The organism is Gottfriedia solisilvae, from assembly GCF_002128405.1.
Classification (GTDB): Bacteria; Bacillota; Bacilli; order Bacillales; family Bacillaceae_G; genus Gottfriedia; species Gottfriedia solisilvae.
The window spans coordinates 509,744-534,957 of sequence record NZ_NETJ01000003.1 but is presented as its reverse complement, the minus strand read 5'-3'; the positions used below and the strand labels follow the sequence as shown (position 1 = coordinate 534,957).

Sequence of the window (25,214 nt, the reverse complement as noted above, 5' to 3'; positions counted from 1 at the left end):
CGTCCCCATTTGTAGCCACTGTATCAGAAACAAGTGTACCATGAGGACGATCATTTCAGCTTGGAATAACATTAGTATCATGCTGGGCCTAATCATAAATTGATGATATTTTATTTGTTTATCTAACCTCTTTAATCGCTGTTTCATCGAATTTACTTTGAATTCCTTCCTTGGTTCTTTTTACTTTTACTTTCTCTTTCGCTATTTTAGTACGCCCCATATTTTAATGAATATGGTAGATATCTAATTCTTCTTTTTTGATCATCATTGCAACTTTAGTCATAAATGAATTCTTTTTAGATTCTCCCCTTACATTGATCTTAAAGTTTAGTAGTTAAATAGAATGAGAGAAAAGTAATGAAAGCTACTTTATGTTAAGAATGAATATATAAAGGAAAACTATTGTTAATTCAAATTTTACAGCTACTCATAATAAAAGTATATTGGGGTAATCTCCATGAATTTATACGACAAAAATCGTGTAAATACGATCCTAATGTCTCAATTTACATGCAAAAACCTAAAAGAATTGTAGAAAATTATCATTCTTACTCGAAATTAACAACTGTTCATTCGAAATGAAACTTAAAAAATCAGAACGCAGCAATAAATTAGGGATAATTCGAGAGGCTCTATGAAAACTTTATCTTAATCTGAATTTAGTTTTTTATTTTGGATGTTTTACTATTTATAAATAAAAAAGAGAAACCAATATTGGCTTCTCTTTTTCTAGGATTATTTTAAACCTAACTTAGTTAATACATCGACTAATGTTACACCTTTAATGGATAAAACCTCTTTATAAACAAGAGGTTACAAACATTAATTTGAACCAAGCGCACCAACGACTGGATGGGGAACATAAGGCTCCTCCAAATAAGCAACTTCTTCAGTTGTTAGCTTAACAGATAGAGCTCCAACAGAATCTTCAAGATGTGAAATTTTTGTGGCTCCAATGATCGGCGCTGCAACTGGTTCTTTCTGCAATAACCAAGCAAGTGCAATTTGTGCTCTTGGTACCCCATGTTTTTCTGCGATTTTAGCAACTCGTTCTACAATAAGTCGGTCTGTATTTTCAGTGGCACCGTATTTAGATTTTTGCGTATCATCAGTTTCCGATCGAAGTGTCGTTTCTGACCAATCACGTGTCAATCTTCCAGATGCAAGTGGGCTATATGGAATAACGCCGATTTTTTCTTCTTTACATAAAGGTAGCATCTCCCTCTCCTCTTCACGGTAGATGAGGTTGAGATGATTCTGCATTGAAACAAATCTCGTCCAGCCATTTTTCTCAGCTACATGTAAAGATTTTAAGAATTGCCATGCATACATTGCAGAAGCACCGATGTATCTTACCTTACCTGCCTTTACTAAATCATGAAGTGCCTCCATTGTTTCTTCGATTGGTGTATGATAGTCCCAACGATGTATTTGATATAGATCTACATAATCCGTTCCAAGGCGTTTTAGACTTTTATCAATTTCGCTCATAATATGCTTACGTGAAAGACCTGAACCGTTTGGCCCTTTATGCATAGGGAAGTAAACCTTCGTTGCAAGGACAATCTCATCCCTATTGGCATAATCTTTTAAAGCTCTACCTAAAAATTCCTCACTAGTACCGTCTGAATAAACATTCGCCGTATCAAAAAAATTAATACCTACATCAAGTGCTTTTTTAATGATTGTACGGCTACTTTCCTCATCTATTACCCATGGATGAATCCAACGTTTTGCATCTCCAAAACCCATACAACCAAGGCAAAGTCTAGATACATCTAATCCTGTATTCCCAAATTTTATATAATCCATCTTGTTTATTCCCCACCTTCTAAATATGTAAAAGAATTGGTCTTCAAGAGTACTTTTTAATTTAAGATCTTATATTTCGTGATACAAAGGATGTTTTTCGAGCTATAAAGTAAGTAGCAAAAATTATTTCATTTATGCACCCCACTCTGAGTTATTAATTGCATCTTTCTGGGTTAAAGATGAATTGTGTTTTTTAGTGATCCAAAGCGCAATCACTGCAAACATTAGGATGAAAATACATGCTATATTTACATAGCGAAAACCAAGTACTTGTGCAAGAAAGCCACCACCAAGCGTACCAAAAAGCTTACCAAGCGTCTGACCATTTGCATAAAGCGTTGAAGCGATTCCGGGTGCTTTTGGAAAAATATCTGCAAAATAACTAAGCCCATTCCCCATAACAATTGCTACTTGTATAGCTTGAATGATTTGTAAGACTATTACATTCCATGACGCCTCTGAAAAAGTTAACATCAAATGGTAGCTCATTCCGATAAAACATGCCGATATGATTAAGGTTAAGTTTGAAACTTTTTTACCTAAAGCACCAAGTACAATCATAATTGGAATTTCCAATCCGGCACAAATACTGGCAACTAAACCAACATCTGTCTGCGATCCATTTAAATCATTTACAATAAAAAGTGGCGTATTGATACCATTTATATTATTAATCCCAAAGAGTAAAATAAATGCTATAAAAGGAAGTGCAATAACTTTATCTTTCAGGGAATAAGTTTTTGAATTCGTAATCTTTTTGATTTCAATTGTATTTGACAAAGGCTTGCTATTACTAAGGAAAAAGTAAACTAAAAAGGCAATTACCAAAAATATGAGGGCAGTACTAATAAATAATCCCTCATAGTCCATAGCACTCAAAATAATTGTGCCTAATAAAGGACCAATTAAAAATCCTAGTGAAAAAAGCGATCTTAAGGTAGACATTGCAAAAGTAATATCATCTGATTCACTTTCGCTTGCAGACGCTTGAGCATAAGCAAAAATTTGTGGCATTGAGACTGCACCGATCCCACCAAAGAAAGTGACTGTAATCAGGAGAACTAAATACTGTTGAAAGATCACAAAAGCTAAATAACTTAATGAAGAAGAAATCATGGCGATGATAATAATCCATTTTCTGTCTAATTTCCCATCTGAACTTTTTGCGATTGCAGTATTAACGAAAACGCCGCTCAAAGAACTAACTGCCATAAATATGCCAAACGCACTTGTGCTCATGCCAAGTTCTTGAGTAGCATACAATGAAAGAAATGGAATCGTTATAGAGATACTGATTCCCATTAATAGCATACAGAAAATAAATATAGTGAATCCATTAATTGAAAATAACTTATAAAACCTTACCATCTACTACCCTCTTTTTCTTTTAAAAATTGGCTCTGTTAATGTTAATTGTTGATATTTTACAAAAGACATTTTCGAAAAAATCTTTTAGAATTTTAAGTATTGAATATTTAAAGAGATTGATTGGAGTGGAAGGTGCGAGACTCCTATGGGAGTAGCGGGAAGGGTGAGACCCCGCAGGCTTGCCGAGGAGGCTCAGCTCACGCCCCATGGAAAGCGAGCATCCTGAAACGGAAATCAAAACATTCTTTTTTAACAGAGCCTAAAAATTAAAGCAATATCTTCTCTTTTATGGGCTTTATTTTTTATTAATAACAGTCCTTTTTTAAAATAAAGTATCAATTAATTTTCCTTAAGATATCTTAAATGAGTTTCTTCAATAATTATTTTTACTTATCCAACATATGAATCATTTAAAATGTATTTCTCAATTGCGTGTGCTACACCATTTTCATCGTTTGTTAAAGTAACAATATCACAATGTTGCTGCACCTCTTCTTCGGCATTTCCCATTGCAATTGACAAACCAGCTACATTAAACATTGGAATGTCATTTCTTTCATCCCCAATCGCAACCGTTTCTTCTAAGGGAATATTAAAATAGCGGGCCATTGATTTTAAGCCATTTCCTTTATGCCCATTTAGATGCATTAATTCAATATTAAATGGCGAGGAAGAAGTAACATATAACTCTTCTATCGTCCCTAATTTTTTCTGCATACGCTTCCTCTGTTCGGGATCAAGCGCTATGATCAGAAACTTTACGACAGTCGAGTCTTTATTTACGATTTCATCAGGTTGATCAAAAAATGGCTGTCCGTATACATGAGGTGGAGTAGTGAACATTTTGTAATCTTTATGTTCAAAGTGTGCTTTCGGAACACTACCTGATGCTACCACTTTTTCAAATCGTTCAAGCCAATCTTTATGAGCAAATGTTCTTTTATCGGTACTAATTTTATAAGGCATCTTTTCTTTTTCTAGCTCATTCACAATACGTTGACTTTGAGATAGATTCAAAGTTGTCAACTCCACCAATTTTCCATCTACATACAATTCTGTTCCGTTATTTCCACCAACGGGACATTCTAGACCATACTTGGCAAGTTCCATATTAATTGAAAATGATGGTCGTCCTGAAAGTGCCATGACAATATGACCTTGTTGTTGCGCTCTTTTAATCGCGCGAATCGTTTCTTCTGTCATTTCTTTATTTGAATTCAAAGTCGTACCATCTAAATCGAGAGCAATCAGTTTCATTTCAATTCCTCCACTTCTATAATCTAACATTAGATTTTAATAGTTATATAGAATGTCATTCATCCACAATACTCTAAATTTCATAACTTACATTACATATTTATTCTTCATGATCGGAAAGTAGTTTTACAACCAACTCTCCTGCTATATATAATGGTTCTGTGCTTTTTTTGGTAAGGGACAGTGTATAAGCGCCTTCAATAATTGACTGAATCGCTGTACTCAAGCGTTTCGCTTCCTCTTTTTCGTATCCCGAGTTTATCAGACTTTCCACATAAACCTGTTCCCAATCATAATAAACTTCCTCACAAATTTGTCTTAGTATTTCATTTGTTGACCAAACTTCACTCGACATTGCAACTAATGAAATCGTTGTTCTTTCATCTGTTTTCTCCAATTGTCTGGCAATCCTTTTAATATATTCATTAATTCCTATTGCTGGACTTTCATATAATGATAATGTTTCTTTTATAAAATTTTTGATCTTATCTCCAGTCTCTTTGATGGCCTCTTTAGCTAGTTGTTCCTTCCCCCCTGGGAAATAATAATAGACCGATCCCCTTGGAGATTCACTCATCTCCGTAATTTGACTTAAACTTGTCGCATTGTAGCCCTGCTTTCTGAAAAGCATTGAAGCAGCGTTTAATAATTTATCTCTAGAATTAGTTTCTTTCATAAAATAAGTCACCCTTTATTTATATATGTTTTATGTTGACCGTTTAGTATAATTTTAGATATATTATACCGAACGGTCAACATAAGTTTCCTAGTTTTCCATTCATTGTTAAACTTACAAATTCCACATTTTTTCAATGAATGAAAAATAGACTAGCTATCAAGTCTTTCTCATTGTTTAATGCATTAACATTGTTTAAAAGTCATGGATTCAATTATTTAGTCAAACGTTCTGAAAAAGAATTATTTAATTTTTATTCTAAGTCCGACTTACCCGATCAGGCACTAGATATCGCTAAATTAATTCTTCAGTAAATAAAAACAAGAATACATTTTAAGTATTCTTGTTTTTTCTTTTTAGACCGATAGTATTCTATTTCTATATTATCATTTGGGGAAATGTAAATATTTTCGATGGACTATATCTGGCTTGAAATTTTTTTATTCAAGTGTGCTCTAATAGATCTAACTATCATAGCACACTCATTTTCATTAAAATTGTTTTTATTTTTTTGATGCTTTCGCACTTTCTAATTTAGAATAATCACTATAAACCTTAAAACCATTGACTATTTTGTAAGATCTAACTTTGTAATAATAAGTAGTACCTGACGTTAAACCAGTATCGTTGTAAACGGTTTTTGTAGTATTTGCAATTACTGTTAATGTTCCATTTTTTGATGTTGCACGAGAAATTTCATAGCCGTTTACGCTATCTATTTCCTCCCAACTCACTGTGATACTATTGTCGGATGAAGATACTGCTTTCGCTTTAGGAGCAACTGGAATTGCAATCCATTTTGCATAAAGCGTAACGTTGCTTGTCACTTTGTCTGTCTCAAAATTCCATGCTGTTTGACCTTCAGTATCTTTGTACCAACCAACAAATCCATAATTAGTTTTTGTTGGAGAAGATGGTTGTGAGATTATAGAGTTATAGTCTGCTGTCACAGCAGCTACTGTACTACCACCTTGACTATTAAACGTAACCGAGTACTTATTGATATTCCATTTCGCATATAAAATCGTATCTGCTGTTACTTTATCTGTTGCAAAATTCCAAGCCGTTTGACCAGCAGCATCTTTATACCAACCAACGAATGTATAACCAGTTCTTGTTGGTGCTGTAGGCGCTGTAATTGTTGTATTATATTCCGCTGTCTTAGTCTGTTCTAAGCCACCATTTTGACCATCAAAAATAACAGTGAATTTAGCAAGTGACCATTTTCCATAAAGTGTTTTTGCAGAATAGATTGAGCTTGTGAAATCCCAAGGAATTGTACATTCTTCATCTGCAAACCAAGCTAATTCATAACCATAAACAGTCGGTGCTGTGATTCTGCGTGCTACAATTTGATCCTTTGTTCCTTCTTTTAGTTCAGCCGGAGCATCACTTGGAAGGACGAAATGGACATTATATCCATTTACTACTTTTTGAACTACTGTCACATCAGCATAGTCAGTAGCCTTAATCGTAATAGTATAATCTCTCGTTCTTGTGAACAAACTCTTATCTAGCGTAATCGTTCGGTTAACTTTATCCACATTGTATTTCGATCCATCTACCGCACTACCGTTGAGTTTAATATCTGTAATAGCATTTGCCCAATCTTTATCACTGTACTCTAACACGATATCGTTACCTAATACATTATCCGTTGTATCTGCTGTCACAACAGAACCAGCTAACGCATATTTCGCATAAAGTGTGATTGGTTTTGTTACAATCGTATCAAAATCATATGGCATTGTTAGATTTTGATCTGTATACCAACCATAGAATTTGTAGCCTACTTTCGTCGGATCAACTGGTTTAGTCGCATTTCTGTCTACGATTTGAGCTGGAACTGGATCTCCACCATTTGATGCAAAAGTTACCGTATAACCAACGACTTGATCAGTCACAACGACATCTTTATACCCTTCTGAAACAATCGTTACATTGAACTTTTGTCCAACTGTGAACAGATCACCTTTAAGTGTAATACTATTATTTGAAATCGTATAATCCTTATTTAAAACTAATGTTTTAGAACCGATTTGAACTGCCTTAATATTGTTTTTCCATGTGCCATCATCAGTAAATGGTAATGTAATATCGCTACCTACAATGTTTCCAGCAACGTCTTTATTCACTGTTGGTGGTACTTTTATCCAACATAGATAGAAAGTAGAATTATCTGTTAGTACTTTAGGATTTGTTGTAATATCTGACTTCTTATCAATTGAACCTGCTGCATCCAAGTAAAGGTCATTACTAATCGTTAAATTTCCATTTATCACATGTGCTGAACCCATACTCATGGTTGGCGCAGTTGTTTTTCCATTGACTAAACTATCGGCAAAAAATGTATCATTTGCATTCTTTAATGTACCGCCGTTTAAATCAATATGACGTCTATACCCAAGTTGTACACCTGGTATTGTGACAATTTCTCCTGTTGTCGATGTTACAGTTAAATCATACCCTTTGTTAAAATTTAGCGAAGGCATTTCACTGAATGCAAACTTTTCTCCTAATTTGTTTTGCCCTGCTTTAACAGCCTGATCATGGGTAGCTGTTGTGAACGATAGAACTCCGTTACTTCCGTTAGACGAAAAGTTATAAGTACTTGGGTCTAATGTGTACGGTGTTGGTGTTGTTTCTGTTGAACCATCGCTCTTCATTTGATAGAATTTCGCTTCAATTTTTGCAATTTTATCTTTACTTGTTAACCAAGAAACATTCGTTAAATAGTCTGGAATATTGATTTTTAAATCCCCTTCACCAAGTACCCATCCTATCCCACTTGCAGCGCTACTTCCGTCAAATTTCAATCCATTCGGGTTCGCTTTATCAACAGGTGAATAACTTTGAGTTGTATTCATTTGCCATTTTGCATAAACCGTTGTGTCTCCGGTTGCAGGAAATGATACTGGATCCCACTGTGTTATACCTTCCGCTTCATTAAACCAACCTAGGAATTTATAACCAGGTTTAGTTGGTGCAGGTCTCATGTATGAGATTAAATCACTATTCGGACCATTCGATCTACTTGAGCCTGCCTTGAATCCTATTGCCATCGGTTTGAACGCTGACCCGCCTTGGCTGTTAAACGTAATACTGTATCCTACTGGTTGTTGAGCAGTGTAAGTTGGATCAAAACCTCCGATGACATCTGGATAATTCGTACCATCTGCACCTACTGAGCCAATAGTAAATCTGTATAGTTGTGGCAGATAGTTTTTTCCACCAGGGTTGACAGTCGCTGCATTATAGGTTGAAGCATTTTTTGGATCAAGCGTCGAATCTGTCATGAATGTTTTCGCATTGAACGTAATTTGACCAGCTTTACTAATGTCATAATATTTTTGATTCGTATCTGGATTGATTAAATTACTGATATCCATGCTCTTACCAGAGTTTGTCGTCACAATCACCTTATTGATTCCATTTCTCCAATTTGCATCTTCTTGGAAAGTTAATGTTAAGTCTTTCCCGATATGCGCTACAGATGGGTCTGTGATAATTGGAATCGATGGAGTCGGAATTGGTACTGCTGATATTGTTAAAGATTTCGTTACATCTTGGTATCCTGTAGCCTTCACTGTAACTGTATAATTCGTTGCAGTCGGGAATAATGAGCCTGGGAACGTAATTTTTGATGGCATAGTTTGCTGTGCACCATTTGCATCATAATACAGATATGCCGGGTTGATTGTTACTAAATTCGTTACATCCGTTGAACCTAGCATAATTTTTGTAATTGATTTTCTCCATACTACATCATCAACAAACACCGTGCTTGTAGGAGAAAGAGAGATTGTTGCCCCATTTTGCAAGTCTTCTAACTTTGGTGTTGATGCAATTGTTTGTGCTGGAGCTGTAAAGTTAAGCTTTTGCATAACTTGCTGTACCGTATCACCTGCATTTAACGTGATTGAGCCTGCATAGTCTGTTGTAAAAGTTTTATCTTGATCTACTGCTAATTGAGCAGTTGGAACAGTTAACCCTGCATCAATTGCACTTTGATTTTGTTTACCAAAGTTTTTAAAGATGTAATAGAAGTCATTGTAATCAATTCCGTAACCAAATCCCGTTGGTTTAATCCAATAAATATCTGCATCACGGTTCGTGTTTAAGAATGCCGTTTTGTTTGCTGCATTATTTGCCGGGTTATTCAAATTATTTAGGTTTTTATATTGATAATAAACATCGATTTCCTTCATCAAATCTTTCATGTCGATGACGTTGTCACCGTTAACATCTCCACCTAAAAGGATAGGGAATAGACCTCGAATGTCCTTTATCGTACCTGATCGATAACCGAATTTGTTTTCACCTATCACAGGTGTTTTTTCATACCCCTTAAAGTGTCCTGGTACACTTGCTTCGACAGAATATGGCTTGTCACTAACATCCATTGTCAGAGCATAATAAGGGTTTATAAACGTATAAGCCATTGTATTATTAAATGATGTTGGTTGGTCCGTTGTAAATTTTTTACCTTTATCATCAGTTGCAGTTACCTTCGCACCAGAATCAACCGTGAATTGAGGATATTGGTTAATTATATTATTTCTTGCGAAAGATTCCGCTGCCACTTGCCCTCTAAGTACAGAGATATTCTGTCTTACATAAGGTTCATTTGTTGGGAACCACGCGACTTTTGTATCTTCACCTGACAAAGTTAAATTCGCTTGTAACAATTGATAATTGAATGGTCCTGTAACCGGATCAGGGTCGTTATAGGTCACATCTGCTTCTATAATTGGCATATCATGATCAAGTGCGCCCGCTAAACCAATATTTGAAATCGTCACATCTGTTGTTTCGCCAATTCCATAAACTGGATGTTTATACGGTTGACTTACCGTAAGCACTTTAGTCGGATCAATACTTTTACTGATTAAGTAATTTTTATACTCATCCGTAAGGCGAATATTACTGAATTCATAGACATTATGATTATTCAGCAAAAATTTACCGCCGGTCATTCCTACTCCATACTTAGTTGTCATTGTCATTTTGAATGGTTTATTATTATCAATAACTACTTTATCTTCGTTACCTGGTCCTGCATCTACTCCATTAGATGAAGTTAATGTGACATACGGATTTCCCTTTTTAATGAAATAATAGGTCTGTCCGTTTACAGTTCCATCACTTTCACCTGAATAATCCTGAGGTTCAATATAAAATTCACTACCCATTTTATTTGCTACATCCTCAGCCGTCACGCCAAAATGGAATCGACCTTTCGCATCGGTGTCAAAGAAAACTGTTGGGAACTGACTATCTTGATAACCTATTACACTGTTCAAAGCTTGATCAACAGGAACTGGCGTTACGCCATCCTTAGGGCTTGGTACTGACGTTTCTCCATTGTTTTTCATCACGTCTATGTTTGAGTCATAAACTGTACCACGGAATCCTTTTATTTCTTGTCCAGGTAGGTAACCTGTCGGATCAATTTCATAAATTCCACCATTGGAGTCTTGATCCATCTTCATAGTTGGTGGCGTACCATCAACATAAACCGTATCTTCTGCTGTGTAACGTTTACCATCTTTACCAGTTGCGATCAACTCCAGTGAGTAAGCACCTTCTTTTAGCACTTCCACTTTGTTTGAGATGCCAGAACTGTCATACGTTCCATCGTATACCTTTGTAAATGGAAGATAGAATCCATTAAAAAGTGTTATTAGTGGGCCATACTGAACACCTGGGATCAAATTACTACTGTTTGCTAACATGTTGGCTAAACCTATATATTTTCCGTCCTTGTCTTTTATGGCAACATAGTAGTTTTCCATTTCGTTATTGACCGATAAATAATAAGCTGAAAGATTTCCTTCTGCCGCCGCTTTTATCGCTACTTGGAATTTATTAATTCCCTTTTCAGCTACTGTTATCGTAAACGGAATTCGATAAGACTCAGATGAGTCCTGAGAGTTTAGTAGGTTAATATAACCCTCGTAAGTTCCCTCTAACGAATTTGACGGTACTGTAATTTTTGCCGTTGCTTTAACAGTACTTTCTCCGCCAACATTAAAAGATGACACATTTTTCCCATCTACCGTAAAATCAATTTTCACATCATTTCCTGTACCCGGACCCACTTTATTCGAGCCAGCAAACTTTGTTGAAATAAATTCAGTACTTACATTAAATGTTTTACTGCTAGTTCCTTGGTTCGTTACGTTAAAATCTTTTGATGAAACTACATCATCAGAACCGTTTGTTGCGCCTTCTCCTCTACCTTTAAAACCAAAGAACATACTACCTGTAAGGTTTTCAACCTGGTGTAGTGTATTATCTGAATCAGTTGCGTATGCTTTTTCTATAACTTGGATTTTTACCTTCTCTTTAATTGCACGAGCAGGATTAACACGACCAGCACCGACCTGGTATACACTATAAGTCTTTGAATCTGTGTTAATATCCTTAGCTGTATTCATTAAAGCCGACTTGACATCTGCCGGAGTATATTCAGGATTTGCAGCCAAAATCAATGCTGAAATACCTGCAACATGTGGCGTCGCCATTGAAGTCCCTGACATTAATTCATAAGCAAACTTATAATCTCTGTTTTCTACGCTCACACCATCTTGTGGCTCCCAAACGTCATATGGAACAGTAGACGAAATGTCAACACCTGGTGCTACAACATCTGGTTTGATTGTCCAATCTTTTACCGGACCAGTTGAGCTGAAGCTTGCTAACTCGTCGCCTTTCTTTGAGATTGGCACATCAAGTGTAGCTGGGTAAGTAATCGTAGCAGATTTAGGATCCTTTGAAATAGCTTCAGAAAGTACTTGTCCCTGTGCTTGAGTCAATGAAACAGAATAAACATTATCCATGCTAACGCCTAGGAAGTTGTTTATATATCCTTGGCTATCTGCATCGGCAGTATTGTTCCAAATAATCATACCTGCTACGCCGGCTTTATGAGCATTTGCCATTTTTGTCTGTAAAAACTCTCCTCCACGCTTTACAAGAGCAATCTTACTAGACATATCTAATCCATTGTAATCAGCCACACTTCCTAAACCGACATCAACAATTGGAAATGTTTGTCCTTTAAAAGCATCATCTGCTTGTGCGAAGGTTTTACCAAATAAACGTGATTGGTATGATGCTGAACCGTTCTTAATGGTCATTACTGGAATTTCTCCTGGGATTGTACTTGCACCAACCGTTATTGCTAATGCAGAAGTTCCCGGAGAGCCTACAGTAGCTTGTCCTGGACCATTGTTTCCTGCTGCAACATCACACACTACACCGGCTAATGTAGCATTGTTAATAGCGATACTTGTTGGATAAAACGGATCATTAACCGTTGCTCCAAGCGAAAGATTGATGACATCCATATCATCCTTAACAGCTTGGTCAATACCGTTTAATACCGAGTCAGAAGTTCCACGTCCACCTGGTCCTAATACACGGTAACCATATAGGTCTACATCTGGAGCTACACCATTTGCTGAATATACGTTGTTATTATTTGTCGTGTTTGCAGCAATTGTTCCTGAAACGTGAGTCCCATGAGACGTAATATATAGCTTATAATCTGCTGGAGGTTGTCCAACGATTGCATTTGGATTCGCTTTATCAGCTACCCAATCATCATAAGTAGTTTCCATTGGATCATGGTCATCTACATACTTAACATTTCCATTTGCATCGAATCCTTCGTTATTAACTAAGTCATGTCCACCTTTATATACAGCCTTTAAATCAGGGTGGTTGTAATCAATACCTGTATCTAATACACCAACCTTAACTTTTTGGCCTGCACGAGGGCCAGATTTAATAATACCTGTATGACCTTCAGCTTGAAGTTTATCTAACCCTAATAAAGAAAGCCCAATTGTTGGTTTACCTACAAATTCACTTGTAACTGAAGCTTTTGGCGTTGATCCGTCAGCAACTGTATATTCTACTTGGGACCAAACAGAAGCAACATCAGGATTTTCCGCAACTTTTTCAATTAATTTTGCTGGAAGAGATACAGAAACTCCATTAAATGCTTCTGAATATTCTCGCGTAATACTCATTGATGTTTTAATAGATTTTCCGCCTACAATTTGAGTCTTAGGTTGGTTTGATGATACAAAGTTTTTAAACTTTGCGTGAGAAGCTTCAACCTTTTTTTGTGCTTCAGAATAATCGCTTGAAAAAGCTTGGCTATTTAAAGTAGCACCACCATTAGCCAATGACTTTTTAATCATTTGAATTTTTGCTGGATCTTCTTTAAATTGAACGATAACATTGATATTTTTTTCACTTCGTAGATCCTTTTGGTCTACATGGATTTTCTTCGAATTATCTGCCCCAGTTAGCTTATTTATGTTTGCTTTTTGCTCAGGAGTAAGACCCGCAAGTATTCGGTTTACTTCTTCAGCATTAAAACTTCCATTAGATACAGTTTGCTGTTTTGGGTCTGAATCAGCATGTACGAGTTGTAAACTCTGTGGTAGTGCAAAATTAAAAACCATAGCACTCAACGTAAAGATCGAAATCATTCTTCTTGTTTGTTTTTTACTAATCTTTTTTCTATGTTTCATATTCTCCCCCCTACCGAGCCTAATGAAGATCTAATCGTATGCTCAAATAAATCGTTGTATTTCCAAAGTATTTATAACTTTAAGAATACTTTGAATATAATTAATGTTACTTGAGCTTAAGCAAATCGTGTATTGGGAAAATAACACTCATTTTTCTTTGGCACATTTCGACACAATCCAACCTTTTCTTTTAAAAATACAAATTATCATGCGTTTTTTTGCCAGAATTTCTCAAAACCTATAGACTTTCTTCCCATATTTATTAGGTAAGCATTGCAATGAATACTTTCCAACTTGAGCAAAATTAAGGGTTTTTAATACTTTTATTTTAATAAACTATTAAATCCCATAAATTTACAAGATTTTTAATAATATAGTTGGTTTATTGAGTAGTAAATATGACTTTAAGCTTCATCGCAATAAAATGTATTTAGAAAGTCTCTTTTAGAATCTATTATCCTCAAAAAACAAAATGGCTCCAGTTTTCACTAGAGCCATTTTAATACTATTAATAATAAGTAAATTTAAACTGTTCACTAAACTTTTGAAGTGAAGTCCTTGAAAGATATATATCCCATTATTAGATTATTGAATAACGGTTACTGTTTTAGGTGTCGATGTTACTTTAAAACCATCCTTTGTCACAAGTTCTAATGTAATCGTATAGGTACCATTTGGAAGATTTTTATCAGGTGCCCAGCTTCCTTTCAATGTATGTTCATTCTTCAATGAAGATGTCTCTACAATTTGACCAGTTGAATTTTTTACATTAATCGTCCAGTCACCTCGATTATACGCATAACCAGTAATTTTCGCTGGTTTTGTTTGGTTTATACCAGTAGCCGGTGTTACACCCCAAGTTTGAATCGCCATACCAGATTTTATATAACTTGGATCTCCCCATGGAGTCCAAGATACATTTCCTGCATAATCAATCCCTAAAATAACAATACTTTTCGGTTCTGCGTTAACAAGTAGAGATGTTTTCTGATTATTCACTTCATAATATTGACCATTTACATAAACAATGGCATTCATATAATCACTTGCATTATCTACCGCATTAAATGTAATTTCATATTTTCCATTCACTGGCGTAACTTTAATATCTGAAACTTTTGGCCCGATGGAATCAACTACCATTGGCATTTTTACTATCTGTGGTCTTGCGTTTGGATAATCTAATGTTGTTTTCAGTACATATTGGTAGATACCGTCAGGAACGTATTGTCCAGAAGGATCTTTCATATCCCATTTATAACCATCATACTTAATATCTCCATATGACATAATATTTTTTCTGAATTTCCATGGTTGCCCAGTTCCAGTATATTCACTAAAGTCTCCTAAATTTTTAATGAGATTTCCATCTTTATCTTCAATATAAGATTCAACTTTTTCTAAATTACGTAGTGCTTGGAATCCCGCAAAAATCCCAGTGTTAAGATAATTTGGCGAATAAGCTATATGATTTACCTTAAATCCTTTGCCATCAAACCCTAACGGCGCTCCACCTTCTGTCATATCATCCCAAAGTGCCGTATATCCTACAAAGGCATCTTTATCCCAAGCTGGTGCATCGATATTACGCAGTTCATCCCATTTTCCATAGAAGCCCATATAAGGTATAGATAGAGAAACAGCTTTATCTTGATCCTTCTGTACTGGAACAAGACGAACAAATCCTTCAACAAAACTATTTTTCTTTAAGGAATCTGGTAATGAGACATTTACAGTCAGCATTTTCGTTTGACCCGATTTGATTTTAACTAAAGCTCCTGTTTTTTCTGAAACGATATGATCATTAACAGTAACAGTTGCACCACTAATACGTTCGCTTGTTAAACTTAAATATTCTTTTGGTTCTATTTGTCCATCCCCATCAAAATCAAATTCTTTCGTTTCCGTTTTATCTTTCAATAAATCAACATAGACATTGTATTCGATATCAGCACTATTATTTTTCCCTTTTGGAGCGTCAAATGCCTGCATATTTAATTTAAACTGCGTTTCTTGCCCGATTTCCTTTAATGCAACAGCACCCGCCTGTTCTAACGGAGCATTTCTATTTGTCACAATGACTGGCGTATTAATAGCATTTTGAATTTGCATTACCCCAGATCCTTGTATACGTGGTGAATATGGAACTTCTCCATCAGTTCTTGGATCCATCACTACTTTAGATGAATTCATTAAAGCAATTTTTGACTTTAATATTGTATCTTCTGAATGTTTTAACCCTTTTTGATAAAGACTTTGCAATAACAATGTTGCACCGCCCGCTACATGAGGTGTTGCCATGGATGTACCGCTCATCACTTCATAATCATTTCCAGGTATAGTGGAATAAATATTTCCTCCGGGAGCTGACATTTCCGGTTTAAAATCTAATGTAGTTGTAGTACCCATCGATGAAAAATACGACATAGTATCCTTTGACGGGTTGTTTCCCCAAATATCACCTGCAAATTTCATACTTAAATATTGACCGCTTGGCATACTTCTTATTTTACTTAACAGCGCTTCCCCATCAGCTTTACCTGTTGAAGCCGTCGGTACTGCAGTTGGCGTTACTGGTAAACTAGTATAATCTGACCATACTGTAGGCGGGATCATAATAATAGCCTTTGCGCCAGCACTTTTAGCCGTCCACTGAATTGAAGAAACAGTACTATATGAATTTAATAATTTAACAACGGCAATATAGCCAGTTTTTCCTTTAGGATAATCTGTAGCTTTTATTCCTTCTCCTACAAACACCATATCATAGTTGGTATCAGGCAAAAGATTCTTAGAAACTTTAAAATTATACGATGCAGGAAACTGTGTTTGATCTCTGAATGGAATCGTTAGACCAGCTCCATCTGATAATCCATATAAATGTAATTTAGTATTTTCATATGAAGCCACTGACAATGCAAATGGGCTCACACCCGGCGAACCAACTGTTCCAATATCAGGATCTTCTGCAAATGGCCTTAAAGATGGGACAGAAAGAGTATTCTTTGTACTGTAGGCTGAATTTCCTGCTGCTACGACAACAAGTGTTCCTTGTTCAGTTGCAACTCGGATCGCTTTTTGAATCGGATCATATTCTTCATCTACATAGCCTGCATCAACACCTAAGCTCATGTTGATAACATCCGCACCCATTGTGACAGCATGTTCGATTCCAGCAATAATATCATCTTCATAGGCTCCGCTAGCATTATCTGAAAATACCTTTTCAGCTATAAGCTGAACACCTGGTGCAATTCCGGCCACTCCACCTTTCGTTTCGTCACCATTTGCGCCAATTGTTCCAGCCACATGTGTACCATGTGAGCTACCTTTTGGTCCAGGAATGACATTCGTATCGTTGTCTGCCCAGTCATAGCCTGTTGGGACTTTATCTGTATACCAAACTTCATTAACATCCGTCTGTGCCATTTTTTGATTCATTTTATCTTGAGTCCATTTTTCTTTCGCTTTAGCTTCATCAGATAATTTCATATCTTTGTGCGTATAATCAATCCCAGAATCTATTACCCCTACTACTAATCCTTCTCCTTTATAACCATATTGCTCCCATACTTTTTGAGCTTGTACTAAATCTTTACTTGCTGCCATATTTTCCTTATAAGTTCTGGCAACAGAAACATGTGTAACCCCTGGGATCGACTGAATTTCTTTTAAATTTTGATATTCTGTTTCTACACTGAATCCGTTAAATCCCTCAAAATATCGATGTTTCAATTTCATTACAGCATTCGATTTAGAATTTTTTTCTTTTGTCATCTGCTCAATGACTTTGTCTTGCTTTTCTTTAAATAGAGTTCTTTTATTTTGTGGTGTATCCTCGTTTTCTGTTGGCTGCTCCACTTCTACAATTAAGCGAACTAGTTCATCTGGTTTATATTCTTTAGTTAGAGCATCATTTTTTACATCTTTATAAATTGAGTCTTCTTGATTGATTTCCTCATTATGTCTGGCTAATAATGGTGCTCCCTGCTCTACGACCTCATCCGTTGAATCTGTTTGGAATGATATGTCATTGTTTTCGGCAAAAACTGTTAAAGATGTAAAAATCAAAGATGTTAAAGCTGCAGTGGACATTACTTTAAACGCTTTTAATTTCCCATTTTTCATTAACAACTCTCCTAATTTAATTTTGTATTTATTTAAATCCACTTTGTATCAATATAGTTCAATAGAAAAAGCAAATAGAGATTTACTATTTTCATATTTTTGTGGTCAAATATAAATACTATTCAAATTGTATATCTCCTATTAATGAACGTGTATTGGGGGAATCACCCTTAATCTCCATTAGTTCATTCGGCATGTTTTTTATCTATTATTTAATAGAAATATAAAATGAATATAAGAAATATGTTTTTTTCTGGAAAGTTATTAATCTTTTTGTCAGATTTTGCTAAAGACTTACAAAAGAAAATTAGGAAAAATCAAACTAAATTCTTTAATAGTTAACTATTTTTTCTAAAACATTGCCGAGGAATCAGTGGAAAAGACCTAGCATATTGCGATGAAAGTATCAAAAATACTATATAAAAAACTATGAACTTAGTATAGAAGTCCAATATAAATAAAGGATCTGTTTATATGAAGATGATTACATTGGAGGATTAACGTAAAATTTACCGAGTTTTACTTTTTCATCGAATTATTTTATAGACAACAAAAAACACTTCGTACATTCTAAAATTTAGAATGTACGAAGTGTTTCGGTCAAAACTTGATTGCAACTCTCCATGCAATTTGATCTGACAAAATATTGTGCCAACGCTGTTGTGGTAAAGTATGATCCCAACTGGTCTTGAACCATCGACCCCTACCCTGTCAAAGTAGAGCGCTAGTATTTTATAGTTATTTAGTATCTCCTAAAGTACTGATATTAAAGCATTTGGTGATTTTTGGTATCTACTAATTATTTTTAAAAATTCCTGATTTGTTACTTTTTCGTTACTTTTCTTAAATGATATTTTAAACATAATATGAAAAAGCTAACAAAAAAATTAGCTTTTTCGTATTAGAAATAACTCCTTGAATATATACAAAAGGGAATGAAAACATGGCTAAAATTTCAGCAGAGGATCTACTTCAGGCAATTGGTGACCCTTCATTTGAGGAAAACGTCGCTAAGCTCATTATTAAAAATCCGGAATTAGAACAAAGTCTAGATTTAGCAATAATGAGAATAAAATCCAAAATGCCTTTATTTAAAAATCCTAAATTTGAAAAATCATTAAGCGATTCTATGGGTTCCGCTTTTAATCGCCGAAAAACATGAATTAAGGAATAAAATTGTGCTTTTAATGAATGAAAAGTCAGGATCAAAGATATTTGATATTGATGAATCATTCGAGTGTAAAGAAAGCCCAAATGACGATAGTTCTACTTGTATAAAAGATGATAAATCTTCTTATTTTTCACTTATTCATTTTCGGATTGGTAATAATGTCCCTTGCCCTCTGTGTGAAAAGTGGACAAACTACTCCAAATATGCAAAACATGCCAGAGAAAAGCACGAGGGGAAAACAACCAAAGAAATACTTGATCAAAAAGAAAACCTCAATATAATGTATGAAATGTACCAAAAAGAAAAGCAAAAAGAGTAACAAATGGTTTAGCATTAACCCTAATTCAATATTTTATGAATTACAGGATATGCTTATGAACATACTCACTCCTTATATCAGAGAAGATTTGGATAATTACTGTTATCCGCAGATTTCATATGATTTTTTTCATCTTTTGATTTTAATAAAATGCCACTTACTATTTTCGCATTTTAAATCGCACATAAAATAGCAACTGCCTATTTTTTAGTCAGTTGCTATTTAGTACGGTAATTATATTTGCGATTTATACCTATATATCAGCATAAAACCTATTAAATCGATGAAAAAGCAGAGCGAATTCATACTATAGCATGCGTTGGTTCAATTATAATTCATATCCATTCCTCATCCAAAAGCCCATATATTACATGATCTACATAATGGTCATATAACCATTATGCTTGTCTGATTATACCTTCCTGTTTAAAACCTAAGCGTTCTTTCAAGATATTAATAGCTGATGATGAACCTATAATTGCAGATCTCATGGAATAAAAAAAGCCAACATCAATAGAGGTTGACTAAAGTAGTGGTAAATAGTGTTGTAAATTTTCACAATACAAATATTAATCATTATCTTCTATATAGGAATGTTTGCTTTTAGTAAGTTTCTGTAAATCTCCTCTATAAAATGTATCTTTAAGTTCCTTCATTTTAAATGGAATAAAAGGTGACAAATAGGGAACACCTACTGATTTTAGACTCGCCATATAAATTATTAGAATTGTTGTAGCAATGATTAAACCGTTAAACCCAAAAAAATTAGCAATAATTAAAAAGATTGGTCTTAAAGTAGCATCAGCTCCAATTAGTCCTCTGTTAGCTACTATGAAACTAGAAAGAGTTGTTATCCCTATAATTATTAGACTGACTGGGTGGATTAATTTTGCAGTAACCGCCGTTTGGCCAATTACTATTGTTCCAATTAAAGATACCAAAATTACCGCACTTTTCGGAAGACGAAACGAAACATCTATTAACATTTTTATCAAAAATAACAGAATAAAAATTTCCCAAAAGGTTGGTAATAGTTCATCCTTGGAAATGATTGCTTTTGAAATTTTGTTTGGCAAATCTTCTTTATGAAAATTTGCTATCGCAACATAAACGCCAGGCAGATATACACCTAATATAAAGGCGACCAATCGCATTATTCGGTTAGTAAACCTGCCGGGTGATATGTGATATTCATCAGGTGCCTGAATAAAATCAATAAATAAAGCAGGGGCTATGATGGCGAAGGGGTACCCATCAACAATAATTGCCACTCTTGCTTCAAATAAGGAAGATACCACTCCATCAATTCGTTCTGAATGTCTTACTCGAGAAAAAAAAGACCTTGGTTTTCCTTCTAATACATCTTCCAATACTCTTTCACTAAGGACATACTTAATAGCAAGACTTTTTATCCTCTTTTTAACTTCTTTTAATATCCCTTTATCAACAATATCTTCTATATATAATATAGAAACAGATGTTGGTGAAGTAGTGCCAATTTCAAATGTTTCTACACAAAAATCGGGAGTTTTTAATGAACTTCTTATTAAATTAATATTAGTTTTCATTTTTTCCGTTAATCCAATTTGTGGACCTCTTACTGAACGTTCGCCTATTGATTCTTCAATACTTCTTTCCGCCCACTTAGGAGATGGGATAATTATGCCTATTTGATAACCATTAATCAGTAAAACTGTACTACCTTGCGTGATTGCATCGGTCAATTCTTTATACTGAGTAGTAGTTTTCACATCTGCCGAATCAATTATTCTTTCAATTATTTGATCAATTAGTGATTCCTTAAAACCAACAGTCTTGAATTCTTCCAATAAAGGCTTGACCACATATTCCTGAATATGATCTAAATCAATAATTCCGTCCAAATACACAAGATTTATTTCGACAGATCCTTTGAAGCCTACCTTTATGTTTCTTATGATAAGGTCAGATGTATCGTGAAAAGTATTCTTTATATTTATAATATTTTCTTTAAGCCATTTTTGAATTTCTATGGTAGTCATCCTTCTTCCTCCCTTAAAGTTAGTATTAGAGAATCTCAAAATACTATACTTATTTACGTAACCAGCACCTTTCGAAAAAGAAAAAGGCCGCTATTTTTGCAGCCAGTTCTTTAATGAAAGCACTCAGTTACATTAAGAAGGTTTTATCAATTATTATGCTTTATTATAATTTTTAACACAGTTTCAATTGAAAATACTGGTTCTTATTCAACCATATTGTCATTTCTTTAATAACTAAAGCTAGTAATCCAAATACTCGACTTAGATATATAACCTGTATCTAAGTTCAGTATAAGTATTAGATACAGGTTATTTTTTGCTATCTTATTTTACTCGTTCTCTTTACTGCAGTTTTCTTTATTCAAAGTGTTAAATACTTATAAATGAACCTTTTTAATTTAATGGAATTGAGGCTTTCTTGACTATTGATTGACAACTACAGGAATAATTGTATAAAATCCTTCATATTCAGCCATAACGATAGCAGCACCTTCAGATACAGCAACAACTTCATTTTCTGTTGTTGTATCTGCAACATCACGATTCGATAATCTATAAGTTGCTTCTGAAGTAATATCTTTTATTGTTCCATCACTATAGATTGCATTAATTTTTATTTTTGTTTTCTTACCTGCTGAGCTAACAATATAATCCGGAGTTGCAAAAATCCCTAAAACTTGGGTCGCATGTTTAACGACTACTTCGACATTAATTTCTCTTGTAATTCCCATGTAAGAAGCCGTTATCGTTGTTTTTCCTGGTGACTGGGCAACGATTCGTCCAGAATCTGTAATTGTTGCTACTGATTTATCAGCTACCGACCATTCTGCATTTTCTGTGACTTCAAAGACATCACGCGGACCATAAACAGCATCTAGAGACACTATCAATGACTCATTTGGTTCTAAAACCACATCTGTATTACTTAGTATCAATGCATATGGTTTAATATTTCTTACCCAAACTGCATCGTTCAATCCATTATGATATCGGAAGTATACATATGCTTCACCAGGACCAACTGGTGTAATTTTCCCATTTTCATCAACGGTTGCTACACTTTCATCAGTAGACTCCCATTTTCCATCTGTATCAACTTCAACTACATTATTGTCTGTATATTCCGCAAAGGCAATTACATCAACTGGTTCATCACCTGTCTGCATTAATAACATGCCTTCACTTAAATCAATACCCAATAAATCACCATAACCACTCTTTTCATTTACAGTAACTGGAATTTCAATATCAGGAAGACCCTCAATTTTACCAATAACAGTCGTACTTCCTTTTGACTTACCAGTTATTTTCCCTTCCTCAATCACAGCAATAGATGGTTTCTTTGAAGTCCATTGAATGTTTTTCGTGATTTCTCTTTGAGAACCGTCATTATATTGAGCTGAAATTCGTAAAGGAAATAACTTATCTTTTTGAACTACAACATCAAATTTGTTGAATAGTAATGATTCCATTTTTAAATCCTGTTCTGGTGTAGAAGTTTCAGGAAGAATCGTAACATTTAAAATTTCAATATTCGTACCGTGATTGATCAATACTTGAGTAGTTCCAGGTGCGATTGCCGTTAGCACACCATTCTCTACTGTTACAATATTAGGGTTTAAAGAGGTGCTTCTACCCTTTAACGTAACATCTTCAGTCGTTCCATCCTGATACTCTGCTTTAATTGTATACGGATGTGTACGTTCATTTAACGTAAATGAAATATCCGATTCATTCGGTTCAAGATCAACCATTCGTTTTAGACCATCTTTAGAAGGAGTTTCTGTTACTTCAATCGTAAATCTTTCCGTATACCCCGCACTCCAAACACTAACTTTCGCTGTGCCTGTCCCAACGGCTGTTAGAAGTCCATTATTATTAATCGTAACTACACTTGAATTATCTGACTTATAAATTGCATAAGGTGTGTCATCCACTACATTGCCATCTGTGTAAGTCACTTCAACTTTTAATTGCTTCTGTTCATTTACCATCATATTTTCCACATTTGGTGTGACTGAAATTGACTTAGCAATCGGAGGCTGGGCAGGACCATATTTATCTGAAACCGTTACAGGTATCTGCACCATTTTGCCATTATATATCGCAGTAAGTATGGTTTTTCCTTTCGATGCTCCGTAAATTTTATTAAGATCAACATAGGCTGGAAAAAATGGATTAGATGAAATCCATTCAACAGAATCAGTTACATCTTTTATCGATCCATCGCTGTATACTGCCTTAATTGAAACTTCCTTTTCATAACCTAATCCTAAAAAATAATGATACGATGAAGCAGTAAGACCGACTACTCTAGGTTTCGTTAATTTATTCGTAACAATCACTTCAATCTCAACTGGAGAATGAACGTCAGTTCGATAAGATGCAATCAGTTTTGTTTTACCAATCTTTCCTCTTGCATTGACTATACCTTCTTCTGTTACAGATGCAAGGCTAGTATCTTCAATTGTCCACTTCGCCTCGTTTGTCACATCTTTTGAATTCCCATCATTAAATACTTCATTCAACACAGCCCCAACTGATTCGTTAGGTAAAATCTCTAAAATCGGGGTGTCTGTAACTAGATTCGTTGGCTTAACAACATTCACTAGTATTGTACCTACCATTTTATCGTACCTAAAATAAATATAAGCTTCCCCAACCCCAACAGGAGTAATCTCCCCGCTACTATTAACAACTGCAACATTAGAATTTGATGTACTCCATTTGCCAATACTTGTTACATCTTTAGTATCAAAATTGCTTTTAGTATAAGCTTCAACCTGGACTGGTTTATCAGTTTGTTCTAATCTTAACTGACCTGGAGAAAGTACTAAACCTTTTTCTTCCATTACTTTTTCTTTTACAGAAACAAAGAACAATATCTCTGGAAAAGTCGAGTATTTTACGTATAACGCAACATCTCCTGGTGATATACCAGTAATTACACCATCTGAGACATTAGCAATTGAAGTAACTCTCGATCTCCATATTGCTGATTTCGTCACATCTTTAACTGAACCGTCACTGTACAATGCTTTCAATTGAATTGACTTTTTTTCACCTTCATCTAAATAGGTAGTATTGTAAGCTGAAAGCATTAATGAAACAATTTTCGGTGAATGCGGTTTTTCACTTTGAATTGCCCCACTTGATGAAACAGTTACATCAATGGTAGTCACAGCTGCACCAATTTTAAATTGTACATTTGTTGATCCAGTAGAAACTGCTTTTAAGACCCCATCATATACAGTTACTACTTTCTCATCTTGTGAAATCCATTGACCTTTTTTTGTTACATCTTTACTTGTACCATCCTTAAATTCTGCTTCAACTTTTACCTTCTTTTCTTCAGACAGCTTAAAAGTTACAGTTGATTCACTTGGTTTAAGTTTTACAATTTGATTATTTAGTAACTTATTCGCTGATTCACCGTTTGTTTTAATTGATGCAAATGTCAAATTGCTAAACAGTGATAAGAATAAACTAAAAATAATTGTCATTGTTGTGATACGATTAATGTCCTTTTTTTTCATTTATTTCCCTCCTTTTTTTATATTAATTCAACTGTTTAAACAGTAGATTAATATCAAATCAAAGTCCTTCATGTTAAAACACATTTTAAGAAACTTACTATCTCTTAAATTGTCTATCACTCACTTAATGATAAGAGTACACATAAACCTTATCAATACTGGATTTCCGAACATAATGATTGATGATTTTGATGAAGAAGAGAACGTTAGCAACCTGTGCATTCTCCGCGCAAAAAATCCCTAGCAATATATTAAATCAAGATTTTTTTATCATGATTCCATGATTCTATTTTGCATAAAATTCTGCCATAAATGATGGAAATATTATTAAGTCAAATGTCAAATATCATAAAAAATGAGGATAAACTAGTATAGGA

General features: G+C 34.7%; 11 protein-coding genes and 1 pseudogene. 3 read left to right on the top strand and 9 right to left on the bottom strand.

All coding sequences use genetic code 11. From position 1 onward, the window contains the following. Positions 1-822: 822 nt before the first annotated feature. The 4 genes from CAB05_RS11800 to CAB05_RS11785 all read right to left on the bottom strand — a co-directional run bounded on the left by CAB05_RS11800 (position 823) and on the right by CAB05_RS11785 (position 5,113). Positions 823-1,812 carry an aldo/keto reductase gene (locus CAB05_RS11800; RefSeq protein WP_088000031.1) on the bottom strand — a complete coding sequence of 330 codons (990 nt, stop codon included), beginning with the start codon at positions 1,810-1,812 and terminating at the stop codon, positions 823-825. 132 nt (positions 1,813-1,944) lie between these two features. Beyond that, positions 1,945-3,180 (bottom strand): sugar efflux transporter, encoded by a 1,236-nt coding sequence (locus CAB05_RS11795; protein WP_088000030.1) that lies wholly within the window; start codon positions 3,178-3,180, stop codon positions 1,945-1,947. A 390-nt stretch (positions 3,181-3,570) separates the two neighbouring features. Then, positions 3,571-4,437 (bottom strand): Cof-type HAD-IIB family hydrolase, encoded by an 867-nt coding sequence (locus CAB05_RS11790; protein WP_158093255.1) that lies wholly within the window; start codon positions 4,435-4,437, stop codon positions 3,571-3,573. A 100-nt stretch (positions 4,438-4,537) separates the two neighbouring features. Then, positions 4,538-5,113, bottom strand: a complete 576-nt coding sequence (locus CAB05_RS11785) for a TetR/AcrR family transcriptional regulator (RefSeq protein WP_088000028.1) — start codon at positions 5,111-5,113, stop codon at positions 4,538-4,540. A gap of 140 nt (positions 5,114-5,253) precedes the next feature. On the opposite strand from CAB05_RS11785, the gene CAB05_RS22350 reads away from it, so the two are divergent. Continuing rightward, positions 5,254-5,427, top strand: a complete 174-nt coding sequence (locus CAB05_RS22350; protein ID WP_217348565.1) for a hypothetical protein — start codon at positions 5,254-5,256, stop codon at positions 5,425-5,427. 189 nt (positions 5,428-5,616) lie between these two features. Here the strand turns inward: CAB05_RS22350 and CAB05_RS11780 are convergent, their stop codons facing one another. Further along, positions 5,617-13,662: an InlB B-repeat-containing protein gene (locus CAB05_RS11780; RefSeq protein ID WP_088000027.1), complete on the bottom strand. Its 8,046-nt coding sequence runs from the start codon at positions 13,660-13,662 to the stop codon at positions 5,617-5,619. A gap of 585 nt (positions 13,663-14,247) precedes the next feature. Next, positions 14,248-17,790: a S8 family serine peptidase gene (locus CAB05_RS11775; RefSeq protein ID WP_088000026.1), complete on the bottom strand. Its 3,543-nt coding sequence runs from the start codon at positions 17,788-17,790 to the stop codon at positions 14,248-14,250. 943 nt (positions 17,791-18,733) lie between these two features. Here CAB05_RS11775 and CAB05_RS11770 point away from each other — a divergent pair. Both CAB05_RS11770 and CAB05_RS11765 read left to right on the top strand, forming a co-directional pair. Continuing rightward, positions 18,734-18,952 carry a hypothetical protein gene (locus CAB05_RS11770; protein ID WP_088000025.1) on the top strand — a complete coding sequence of 73 codons (219 nt, stop codon included), beginning with the start codon at positions 18,734-18,736 and terminating at the stop codon, positions 18,950-18,952. Between the two features lie 25 nt (positions 18,953-18,977). Next, positions 18,978-19,280 (top strand): hypothetical protein, encoded by a 303-nt coding sequence (locus CAB05_RS11765; protein WP_142283090.1) that lies wholly within the window; start codon positions 18,978-18,980, stop codon positions 19,278-19,280. Positions 19,281-19,615: 335 nt separating this feature from the next. Here CAB05_RS11765 and CAB05_RS22495 read toward each other — a convergent pair. The 3 genes and pseudogenes from CAB05_RS22495 to CAB05_RS11750 form a co-directional block, all read right to left on the bottom strand. Continuing rightward, positions 19,616-19,729: pseudogene (locus CAB05_RS22495) on the bottom strand (GNAT family N-acetyltransferase); the annotation flags it as partial. Between the two features lie 120 nt (positions 19,730-19,849). Further along, a complete protein-coding gene (locus tag CAB05_RS11755) occupies positions 19,850-21,301 on the bottom strand; it encodes a spore germination protein (RefSeq protein ID WP_088000023.1) in 1,452 nt (483 codons plus the stop codon). Positions 21,302-21,723: 422 nt separating this feature from the next. Beyond that, positions 21,724-24,837, bottom strand: a complete 3,114-nt coding sequence (locus tag CAB05_RS11750; RefSeq protein ID WP_088000022.1) for an Ig-like domain-containing protein — start codon at positions 24,835-24,837, stop codon at positions 21,724-21,726. Positions 24,838-25,214: the final 377 nt, after the last annotated feature.

Bases quoted from the DNA above. Each gene is read 5' to 3' on its own strand.
- CAB05_RS11800 (WP_088000031.1), bottom strand. From the start codon at position 1,812: ATGGATTATATAAAATTTGGGAATACAGGATTAGATGTATCTAGACTT.
- CAB05_RS11795 (WP_088000030.1), bottom strand. From the start codon at position 3,180: ATGGTAAGGTTTTATAAGTTATTTTCAATTAATGGATTCACTATATTT.
- CAB05_RS11790 (WP_158093255.1), bottom strand. From the start codon at position 4,437: ATGAAACTGATTGCTCTCGATTTAGATGGTACGACTTTGAATTCAAAT.
- CAB05_RS11785 (WP_088000028.1), bottom strand. From the start codon at position 5,113: ATGAAAGAAACTAATTCTAGAGATAAATTATTAAACGCTGCTTCAATG.
- CAB05_RS22350 (WP_217348565.1), top strand. From the start codon at position 5,254: ATGAAAAATAGACTAGCTATCAAGTCTTTCTCATTGTTTAATGCATTA.
- CAB05_RS11780 (WP_088000027.1), bottom strand. From the start codon at position 13,662: ATGAAACATAGAAAAAAGATTAGTAAAAAACAAACAAGAAGAATGATT.
- CAB05_RS11775 (WP_088000026.1), bottom strand. From the start codon at position 17,790: ATGAAAAATGGGAAATTAAAAGCGTTTAAAGTAATGTCCACTGCAGCT.
- CAB05_RS11770 (WP_088000025.1), top strand. From the start codon at position 18,734: ATGGCTAAAATTTCAGCAGAGGATCTACTTCAGGCAATTGGTGACCCT.
- CAB05_RS11765 (WP_142283090.1), top strand. From the start codon at position 18,978: ATGAATGAAAAGTCAGGATCAAAGATATTTGATATTGATGAATCATTC.
- CAB05_RS11755 (WP_088000023.1), bottom strand. From the start codon at position 21,301: ATGACTACCATAGAAATTCAAAAATGGCTTAAAGAAAATATTATAAAT.
- CAB05_RS11750 (WP_088000022.1), bottom strand. From the start codon at position 24,837: ATGAAAAAAAAGGACATTAATCGTATCACAACAATGACAATTATTTTT.